Raw genomic sequence first — 9,428 nt, forward strand, 5'->3', positions numbered from 1 at the left:
ACAAATACCAGCAATGAAGAACAGAACGGGAAGAAAAAACACGACTGCGGGCATCAGATAATTTCGCAAGCGGAAGGGTCCATGAATATCTGTTGCTGCGGGATTTGGAATAACTTCATTCAGCAGAATCAAAATAATTAGAAACAATGCGAGGACGGCGAGGCTGCTCGCGATAGCGGCAGTGAATTTTCCAACGATATACTCGGCCGGGCGAAGCGGAGTTGTGTGAAGGATCTCGCCGATTTTTTGCTGAACATCACGGATCAGGGGGGTGCCGGCGGCAATAGCCATGAAAAGTCCCAGCAAAAGTACCGGCATCAATGCGAAAACAAAAGCGATCTGGAATTCCGAATTGACAAAGGATTTTTCGGTTCCAACTGCCGTATCGATCGAGCGAATGATCCAGGCACCCATCGACATGAGCCAGGCATTCCAGGCAAGAAGCACCAACCAGATCCAGTAAAAAGGGCGTTTTCTGTTGTAAGAAAAGTCGTAGGAAAAAACTGTCCAGAAGCGTCCAAAATTCATGCGGCAGATTGTGCGTGGCGCGTAATAATGAAATAAGAATCTTCCAAAGTTGGCTTCACCGGATGAAAACCTTCAGGAGGTCCTCCTTTCTTAACGCAGATCCGCGTGCGGTTTCGGCCTTCGTACAAAACTGTTTGTGTCACAAAATAATCTTTGTAAAAGTCCGCCATCTTGCTGCGTTCCACCATTCCTTCGTAGATCATTCCATCGAGCTCCTGGATCGCTCTCGTTGGTGTGGTTTCAGCAACGAGCCGGCCCTGAAAGATCACAGCAAAACGCGGACAAAGCACGGCAACATCTTCCACGATGTGAGTAGAAAGAATCACAGTACAATCCTGGCTCAAATCGGAAAGCAGGTGATAAAACCGAAGCCGCTCCTCCGGATCCAATCCGCTTGTTGGCTCATCCACTATAATCAACGACGGTTCGCCGGCAATTGCTTGAGCAATTCCCAAACGCTGGCGCATTCCACCGGAATAATCCTTGACTTTGCGTTTTGCTCCGAAACTTAAATTGACGCGCGCCAGCAGATCAGAAGCGAGTTTATCCAGTCCCTCCGGAGCTTCTACCCCTTTCAACCTCAACAGATACGTGAGCATCTCCTTGCCGGTCAGATGCGGATAGAAACCGAAATCCTGGGGAAGATAACCGAGGCATGACCACAAGTATTCCGGATTCTCTACAATATTTATGTCGCTAAAAAAGATTTGACCTGCGGTTGGTTCCAACAACCCGGCAAGAATGCGCATGAACGTGCTTTTGCCGGCTCCGTTTGGACCGAGCAGCCCATACATGCCGTGACCAATTTGCAGGTTGATTCCCTGCAGAGCCGCGATTCCACCCGGGTAGACCTTGACCAGGTTTTCGATTCTCAGCATGGCTCTCCTCTCAAAGCAGGCAAGATGCCTGCGCCCCGTAATGCAGGCTGGAAGCCGAGGTTGTTGAAAAATCCAGATCGCGGGCGGTCCTAGAGTGGGAGCGCGGGCATCTTGCCCGCAAAATGCTTGTCGAGCAAACACGTTTTTGCGGACTGGAAGTCCGCGCTCTAATTGATTTTTCAACAAACTCAGCCTGTGCTCCATTCTACAATACGAACGGAATAGCCTTTTGTTTGCGTTCTTAATAAACTACTGGAGATGCAAGTTATTCTTGAGCGGTTCTTCGACCGTTATGCGCTTCCGCAAAGCACGGCCGATTTGCGCTTTCTGGCACAGCTCTCGAGGGCTTATTCGAAGCTGCCCTATGAAAATGTTACGAAGATATTGAAAGAAACCCGCAGCTCTTCTTCCACGGAAAAGTTACGACGGACCGGGGAAGTTCTCGAAGATCATTTGCGCTGGACTACGGGAGGCACCTGCTTTTCCTTGTGCAATGCGCTTCAGGAAATTCTGCGGCACTGCGGCTACGATGCTTTCATCGCCATGGCTGACATGCATTATGGAAAAAACATTCATTGCGCCATCATTGTTCGACTCGCCGGCGCGCGCTATCTTCTGGATCCGGGATACTTGCTGCATGAGCCGGTCCTTTTGTCGGAGACGCAGATTTCACACGAAACCGCCATGAATACCGTCATTCTCCGAAATGAGGGGAACGAAACATACTCGCTTTCTACGAAAGAAACGGGCGCGCAAAAGTGGCGATATAGACTGCGCGCGATTCCGGTTTCACCAGAAGAATTTGAAGCGCACTGGATTCACTCGTTTTCTCTCAACAGTATGGAACACATCATGCTCACGCGTTTGCAGGAAGCCGGGCGACTTTACTACCGCAAAGACCGGATCGAGCTGGTTCGACCACAACAACGGCTCCAACAGAAGGTGTCCAAAGATGATGTTGGGACCCTTGCAAATCTCTTCGGACTCCCGGCGGATTTGATCTTACAAGCGCAAAGAGTTTTAGCACGCTGAGCATGGCCCGCCCGGCTTCAGCATCGCCCGCAAAATTGTTCGTTGTTTCACTGCACCGGGACATTTCCATTCTCGAAACTGCCATAAAAAGGTTCAAAGCCGAATGGGGAGAAACGGATTTTGAAAGCGAAGACTTTGTTTTCGACGAAACAGATTACTACGAACCTGAAATGGGTGCCGGACTCCGGCGTCGTTTTTATTCTTTCGAGAAGCTAATTTCACCGGATCGCATTGTGGAAGCAAAACTTCATTGCAACGCGATTGAAGAACAGTTCTTGCGAGACGGCCATCGTCAGGTAAATCTGGATGCAGGTTATCTGGATACGTACAAAGTGATTCTAGCCTCAGCAAAGTTTGGTGGACAGAAGATTTATCTTCGTGATGGAATCTACGCGGACATGACCCTGACCATGTACAAAGGAAAGTGGGAATCCTTCGTGTGGGGCTTCCCCGATTTCAAATCAGGGAAATACGACCAGGCTCTGCGCCACATCCGGGAGCTCTATAAGACTCAAAACCGCCAAGGCGCCAAGGACGCCAAGAAATAAAAGAGAGATTTCTACCTTGGCTCTTGGCGTCTTGGCGGTTCAAAAACTTTTACTGTGCTGTTTACGTTAATATAGGTGAGGTCATTCAAAAATGAAGATTTTGTTTCGGGCACTGTTGCTGTTTATTGCATTTGTCATTGCCCTGGGCGTGATCAAGTTTCTTTTCTTCAAACTGTTTTTCTTTGCGCTATGGGTGGCAGCAATTGTGTTTCTGATCTGGATTGTTTCGGCGATCGTAAAACGGGCCTGAAAGCTTACAAGTAGCGCGGACGTCTCGTCTGCGCGGAATCGCAGGCGGGACGCCTGCGCTACTTTGCTTACAATTTCAGTATCTTACCGCGCGTAACCGAGGTGATTTGATCATACAGCGCCTTAACTTCGGGATGATTGGGAGCTTCATGATGAAGACCGTTGATCTCCTGAACCGCTCTCCCAAAGTTTCCGGTCTTTAAAGCGATATGGACCAGCGATAAACACCGTTCCATCGAATGAGGGATTATCTTTTCAGCGCGATCGCAAAGAGCGAACGCCTTTTCTGGCTCATTCATCTGATAGTAGCTGTATCCCAGCAAATAAATCGCTGCAGAATGATCGGGATGAGCTGTTGCAACGAGCTCAAAATTTCGAATCGCTTCCTGGAATCTTTGTTGCTGAAGGGCCTTCACGCCATGGTCGTAAAGAATTTCCATTTTTTCCGGAAGTGAAACCGATAAGTTTTTCAGATCCACATAATTGATCTGATCCGGTTCTTTGATTACAGCAAGCGCGCGCAGGCGATTCTCCGTTTGTTGTACGGAAGCTCTTTGCCAGAACAGGATGATGGAAAGCGTCATAAAAAACAGAGCGGCCGCAACCGAGGCGTACTGCAACCAGTTCATTCGCGGCGGACTGAATGGAATCGTTTTGGGCTGCTCCAGGTTCTTCAGCCAATCTGTTTCTTCTTTGCAAAGTGGACATTCCTTCAGATGCTGGGAAATGCGTTCCTTCTCGCCGCCCAGTAGCTCTTCGGGCTGAAACAAAAACCGGTCCATGTTGAGGCTGGGAGGACAGCTGGCATGAACAACCGACATGTCATTTGCGCGAAACTGCTCAAGCTCCTGGAGTTGACTGACAAACTCCGAGCAACATGCGCAACGCGTCAAATGCTCACGCAGGATCGTTTCGAGCTTAGGATCCAACTCTTTCCCAGCATAATTTCCAAGCAAGACTGCTCTTGTCTCTTCTAAAGAAGAGCCAGCGGCATGGGACGTATAAAGATCCGGCTCGATACAATTATTCTTGTCTTGATTCATCATCCTTCTCGTGGTTTAGTTGCCGTTAGAGGTCAAAAACTTCCGTCAACCCTTTCTCCTTAAATGCCAGCGCTAAAAGCCTTTTGCCTTTGTGAATCTTTGTGGAAACTGTATTTAATGGAATCTTCAACTTTTCAGCGATTTCTTCATAACTGAAATCTTGCAGGATTCGAAGCCGGAGTGTTTCCCGGTAAGCTTCCGGCAATCTGCTGATCATTTCTGAAATGATCTCGCGCCCCTGCTTGATCTTATAAAAATACTCCGGACTGGATTGCTCGCTATCCGCGATATCCACCGGCTCTGAAATCCGGCGATATATTTTCCCCCGTTTCAAAGTGTTTTCTTTTCTGAATTTCTGAAAAATTGTGATCCGCGCGACCTGATAAATATAAGTGCTCAACCGCGCGTCGCCACGAAAAGTATTCTGGCCGCCGATTAACTGTAAATAGATTTCATGTAGTATTTCTTCCCGGTCGTCCGGATTCGAGAGGGAATGGCGCAATAATCCCTGAATCGATTTGGATTCTTTCAAATACTTTACGAACAACTCTTCGGAAGCAAGCTGATCACCTGATCTCGCGCGCTGAAGAAGTTCGATTTCGGCGCTCATTGTCATTTTGGCGGGCAATTTGCCCGGCAATTACCTCCTTAAGCTACCAAGATGCGATTTCAGAAGTTCGAATGCCCGGGAGATATGCGCTCTTTCAGTGCGCATATTACCAATAGCCAGACGGAGAGTGATCTTGTTGTGCAATTTCGTATGTGAGATGTACATTTCCCCCGTTTGATTCACCGCGTGCATAAGATTCTCATTCAGTTCATTGAGCTTTTCTTCGGGATAGCCGGAAGGTTTCGCCCGGAAGCATACAGTGGAAAAAGGAACGGGCGCCATCATTTCAAAATCATCGGAATCTTTGACCCATCCGGCAAACTCCTCTGCAAGCGCAATATGTTTTCTGAGTGTTTCCTGGATTCCTTCGACTCCATACATCCGGATCACCATCCAGAGTTTTAGCGCTCGAAATCGCCTTCCCAGTTGAAGTCCATAATTCATGAAGTCGTAAGTTCCCTCTTCCCCTGTTCTCAGATATTCAGCGACCAGGCTGAATGTGCGGCGAAGAACTTCCGGACGTTTTGTGTAGAAGGCCGTGCAGTCAAACGGTACGAACATCCATTTATGAGGATTCAGCAGAAAGGAGTCGGCTTCTTCGCATCCTTTTAATATCCACTGTTTTTCAGGAAGAATTGCAGCAGGTCCTGCGTACGCCGCATCCACGTGCAACCATACGTTCTGTTTCCTGCACACGTCCAGAATCTCCGGAACCGGGTCAACACTGGTGGTGGAAGTGGTGCCGACTGTCGCGACCACACAAACAGGACGCCACCCTTCGCTCCTATCTTCTTCGATTGCCCGATCGAGAGCGTCGGGACGCATCCGGAATTCCTGATCGACAGGAATCTTGCGCAAACCTCGCAGCCCGAAGCCGAGCGCAATTGCCGCCTTGTCATCGCTGCTGTGGGCCTGTTCCGAACAATACACCCGGAACCTCGGTAAATCCGCGCGACCCGCCAATCCTTCTTCCCGAATCTTCAGATCCAGCGATTCGCGTGCGGCTGCCATCGCGCAAAAAGTGCCGATGGATGCCGTATCCATGATGATTCCGAAAAGAGGAACCGGAATTCCCAGCATTTTACGAAGCCAATCCAGCACCACGACTTCTAATTCGGTAGAAGCAGGCGATGTTTTCCAGAGCATCGCATTGATGTTCAAGGCCGTAGACAACATGTCACCCAGAATGCCGGGAGGGGAGCCTGTGATCGCAAAGTAAGCATAGAAGTTGGGATGATTCCAGTGCGTAACACCGGGAAGGATGATTTTTTGAAAGTCTTCCAGTACGCGCTCGAAGGGTTCCGGTGTTCGCGGCGGATCTTTAGGCAGAGCTTCGATGATTTCACCGGGCTTCACCTGGGAAAGCACCGGGTAGCGCTGGCCGTTCTCCCAGTAGTCGACCATCCAGTCTTCGAGTTGTTGAAGCGCTTTCCGGTAGTTTTCCATGTTGCGATTGTAACTTTTTAGCGCTCAACCGCCAAGACGCCAAGTCGCCAAGAAATTTGACACTCTGTCGTTGGAAAACGATAATGAACAACTCAGGAGCGATATTTATGGTTACACGTGAGCAAGTGGACGAAGTTCTACGCAAATGTTTTGACCCGGAGATTCCAGTAAACGTGCTGGATCTGGGACTGATTTACGACGTCGGTATGGAAGAGGAAAGAGTCAATATAAAAATGACTTTGACGGCCCCGGGTTGCGGAATGGGACCGATGATCGCAGAAGACGTCCGCTCAAAGTTGCTGGGACTTCCCGGAATCAAAGAAGCAAGAGTCGAATTGACGTTTGATCCGCCTTGGAATCCCGAAATGATGAGCGAGGATGCGAAACGTCAACTCGGCTGGGAGTAGTTCGTAATAACGACTTTAGTCGCTATGAATGAATGTGAAAAATAGCGAATGAATTCGCTACTACGAACCCTAAAACGACTACTTCTTGCAATTCTCTGCCTCATCTTTTTACTGGCAGCTTTCCTGGTTTTCTCCATCCGAAGATCCTTTCCCCAAATCGAGGGTCAGGTTCGACTTTCTGGGCTGAAAGCCTCTGTTGAAGTGATTCGCGATAAGTATGGCGTCCCGCATATTTATGCCCAGAACCGGGATGACTTGTACCGCGCGCAGGGCTACATCCACGCACAGGAACGTTTCTGGCAGATGGATTTCTGGAGACACACCGGCAAAGGGCGCCTATCGGAACTATTCGGCAAGTCGCAATTGGAAACGGATCAGTTCTTGGGCATGATGGGTTGGTCGCGTGTTGCAGAAGAAGAAGTGAAACTGCTGGATGAAGTCTCGCTTTCTATTTTGAAAGCATACTGCGAAGGCGTTAACGCATATCTCACTGATCATCAAGGGAGTAAGCTGAGCCTGGAACATGGGATTTTGCGGATAACCAACAGGAATTATCAGGCGGAGGAATGGACCCCTCTGGATAGCATCGTGTGGGGAAAAGTGATGTCCTGGGATCTTGGAATGAATCTATCCACCGAGACTTCCCGCGCAAGACTGTTGCAGCACATGACACACAAACAGGTGGAAGAACTATTTCCTCCTTACCCATCGATCAACCCTTTCATTCTTACACGCTTTCCTGCAAAACCGGCAATCACAGGAAACATGCTTGCGCCACTAGATGGCCTTGGCTACTTGCTTGAGAACCTTCCTTTGAATCACGATCCGGAATCCAGTTTTGGTTCCAACAACTGGGTGATTTCCGGCAATCGCACGAAGACCGGAAAACCGCTGCTGGCAAATGATCCACACCTGGGAGCTCAAATGCCATCCATCTGGTTCCAGGTTCATCTGCAATGTCTCCCTCAATCGGAGAATTGTCAGTTTAACGTTGCTGGATTTTCTATGGCTGGAGTGCCCGGTATCATCATCGGACATAACCAGCGGATCGCATGGGCCTTCACCAATGTCGGTCCGGATGTTATGGATCTGTTTGTTGAAAGAGTGAATCCAGAGAATCCGGACCAATATGAGGTGAATGGAACCTGGCGTGATATGGAAAAAGTCAATGAAAATATAAGGTTCCCTGATGGAACTTCCGTGCCAGTGAAGATTCGATACACAAGACACGGACCGGTGCTGTCCGATTACTCCAAAAGCGCAAAAAACATCAAACGGACGGCGACCGTGGAAATGCCCCCACGTTACGCGATTTCTTTGCGCTGGACAGCTCTCGATCCGACTACGACATTTCCCGCTATTTGGAAAATGAACCTTGCAAAAAACTGGGATGAGTTCAGAACAGCGGCATCGAATTTTGACGTTCCTTCGCAAAACCTGATCTACGCGGATCTGGATGGAAACATCGGTTATCAGTGTCCCGGAAAAATTCCCGTTCGCGCAAAAGGAGATGGCCGCTATCCGGTTCCCGGTTGGACAGACGAATACGAATGGACCGGCTTTATTCCATTCGAATCATTGCCTCGCGACATCAATCCCCCGAACGGATATTTTGCGACCGCAAACAATGCTCTTCTTCCGCAGGAATCTGGCCCTCTTGTTACCATGGATTGGGATTATGGCTGGCGCGCGAAACGCATTGTGGAATTGATCGAATCAAAAAAGGATCGCATCGATGTGAACTTTGTGAAGAACATGCAATCCGATAACAAAAACTATAATGCGGAATATCTTGTAACGGCACTGATGAATCTTCACATTCAGGAAGAGCATCTCGTCAAAACCCTCAAGCTTTTGGAAGATTGGGATTTTCAGCAGAATTCTGATTCAGCATCAGCAGCACTGTTCGAAGCTTTCTGGAAAAATTTATTGGAACAAACTTTTTACGATGATATCCCTGCCGGGATGCGTCCGGGCGGCGGAAGTCGCTGGGTTGAAGTGATTCGCTTGCTTCTGGAACAGCCGGAGAGCCGCTGGTGGGACAATCAGAAGACCACGAAGAATGAAAAACGGGACGACATTTTGAAGGAAGCTTTCAACAGAGCGGTTTTAGAAATGGAAAAACGCTTCGGCAAAGACCCTGTTACGTGGCGCTGGGGAGACTTGCACACAGTGACTTTCCGAAACGAAAGTTTTGGTAGTTCAAGAATACTGATTCTGGAACGCCTGTTTAATCGTGGGCCCTTTTCCACAGGCGGCGGAACTTCTGTGATAAACGCAACAAGCTGGGATGCGGAAGAAACTTATGAGGTGACGGCGCTTCCTTCCATGAGGATGATCGTAGATCTCTCCGACTTCAACAATTCCTTTGCCATACACACCACAGGCCAATCTGGCCATCCGTTTCATCCGCATTACATCGACATGGCCGAACCGTGGAGCAAAATGGAATACCATCCGATGCTGTGGGACCGTTCGCGCATTCAAGCAAATGCCGAAGGCACGTTGAAGTTAGTGCCTTAAACAATGTAGCGCGGGCGTCCCGCCTGCGTGCTGTCGCAGATGAGACGTCCGCTCTACTTTGCTTAGACTCTAAGTCTCCGAATGTTAATAAAATATTGTAAACATTTTTTGGTGTAAGAAGGGAGATGGGGGGATAAACAAGAGATCAGGAGATAGAAGAAGAA

At 48.8% G+C, this 9,428-nt stretch carries 10 protein-coding genes; 5 read left to right on the forward strand and 5 right to left on the reverse strand.

Annotation, left to right across the window (positions count from 1 at the left end; all coding sequences use genetic code 11):
- Together L0156_17885 and L0156_17890 are read right to left on the reverse strand one after the other, a co-directional pair.
- The coding region (locus L0156_17885) for a hypothetical protein (protein ID MCI0604860.1) at window positions 1–528 on the reverse strand (528 nt) is incomplete at its 3' end.
- Entirely contained in the window at window positions 525–1,406 is an 882-nt protein-coding gene (locus tag L0156_17890; GenBank protein ID MCI0604861.1) for an ABC transporter ATP-binding protein, read from the reverse strand. The genes L0156_17885 and L0156_17890, both read right to left, overlap by 4 nt.
- Window positions 1,407–1,664: 258 nt before the next feature.
- On the opposite strand from L0156_17890, the gene L0156_17895 reads away from it, so the two are divergent.
- The 3 genes from L0156_17895 (at window position 1,665) to L0156_17905 (ending at window position 3,236) form a co-directional block, all read left to right on the forward strand.
- Window positions 1,665–2,438 (forward strand): arylamine N-acetyltransferase, encoded by a 774-nt coding sequence (locus L0156_17895; GenBank protein MCI0604862.1) that lies wholly within the window; start codon window positions 1,665–1,667, stop codon window positions 2,436–2,438.
- Between the two features lie 2 nt (window positions 2,439–2,440).
- Complete coding sequence (locus tag L0156_17900; GenBank protein MCI0604863.1) at window positions 2,441–2,986, forward strand: DUF4416 family protein; 546 nt, start codon at window positions 2,441–2,443, stop codon at window positions 2,984–2,986.
- A gap of 91 nt (window positions 2,987–3,077) precedes the next feature.
- Window positions 3,078–3,236, forward strand: a complete 159-nt coding sequence (locus L0156_17905; protein MCI0604864.1) for a hypothetical protein — start codon at window positions 3,078–3,080, stop codon at window positions 3,234–3,236.
- 67 nt (window positions 3,237–3,303) lie between these two features.
- On the opposite strand, the gene L0156_17910 is transcribed toward L0156_17905, so the two are convergent.
- The 3 genes from L0156_17910 to L0156_17920 are packed head-to-tail and all read right to left on the reverse strand — an operon-like array spanning window position 3,304 to window position 6,334.
- Window positions 3,304–4,278, reverse strand: coding sequence for a tetratricopeptide repeat protein (locus L0156_17910; protein MCI0604865.1), 975 nt, complete (start codon window positions 4,276–4,278; stop codon window positions 3,304–3,306).
- Between the two features lie 25 nt (window positions 4,279–4,303).
- On the reverse strand, window positions 4,304–4,918 hold the full coding sequence (locus L0156_17915) for a sigma-70 family RNA polymerase sigma factor (protein ID MCI0604866.1): 615 nt from the start codon (window positions 4,916–4,918) through the stop codon (window positions 4,304–4,306).
- A complete protein-coding gene (locus L0156_17920; protein MCI0604867.1) occupies window positions 4,919–6,334 on the reverse strand; it encodes a pyridoxal-dependent decarboxylase in 1,416 nt (471 codons plus the stop codon). It abuts the gene before it with no gap.
- Window positions 6,335–6,441: 107 nt separating this feature from the next.
- Here L0156_17920 and L0156_17925 point away from each other — a divergent pair, with 107 nt between their 5' ends.
- On the forward strand, window positions 6,442–6,741 hold the full coding sequence (locus L0156_17925) for an iron-sulfur cluster assembly protein (protein MCI0604868.1): 300 nt from the start codon (window positions 6,442–6,444) through the stop codon (window positions 6,739–6,741).
- A gap of 48 nt (window positions 6,742–6,789) precedes the next feature.
- Window positions 6,790–9,264 carry a penicillin acylase family protein gene (locus tag L0156_17930; protein MCI0604869.1) on the forward strand — a complete coding sequence of 825 codons (2,475 nt, stop codon included), beginning with the start codon at window positions 6,790–6,792 and terminating at the stop codon, window positions 9,262–9,264.
- The last annotated feature ends 164 nt before the right edge of the window (window positions 9,265–9,428 follow it).

The sequence above is a fragment of the bacterium genome, assembly GCA_022616075.1.
Taxonomy (GTDB): Bacteria; Acidobacteriota; HRBIN11; order JAKEFK01; family JAKEFK01; genus JAKEFK01.

Excerpts from the sequence above, each read along its gene's own strand:
- L0156_17890 (MCI0604861.1), bottom strand. The coding sequence starts at position 1,406 with ATGCTGAGAATCGAAAACCTGGTCAAGGTCTACCCGGGTGGAATCGCG.
- L0156_17895 (MCI0604862.1), top strand. The coding sequence starts at position 1,665 with ATGCAAGTTATTCTTGAGCGGTTCTTCGACCGTTATGCGCTTCCGCAA.
- L0156_17900 (MCI0604863.1), top strand. The coding sequence starts at position 2,441 with ATGGCCCGCCCGGCTTCAGCATCGCCCGCAAAATTGTTCGTTGTTTCA.
- L0156_17905 (MCI0604864.1), top strand. The coding sequence starts at position 3,078 with ATGAAGATTTTGTTTCGGGCACTGTTGCTGTTTATTGCATTTGTCATT.
- L0156_17910 (MCI0604865.1), bottom strand. The coding sequence starts at position 4,278 with ATGAATCAAGACAAGAATAATTGTATCGAGCCGGATCTTTATACGTCC.
- L0156_17920 (MCI0604867.1), bottom strand. The coding sequence starts at position 6,334 with ATGGAAAACTACCGGAAAGCGCTTCAACAACTCGAAGACTGGATGGTC.
- L0156_17925 (MCI0604868.1), top strand. The coding sequence starts at position 6,442 with ATGGTTACACGTGAGCAAGTGGACGAAGTTCTACGCAAATGTTTTGAC.
- L0156_17930 (MCI0604869.1), top strand. The coding sequence starts at position 6,790 with ATGAATTCGCTACTACGAACCCTAAAACGACTACTTCTTGCAATTCTC.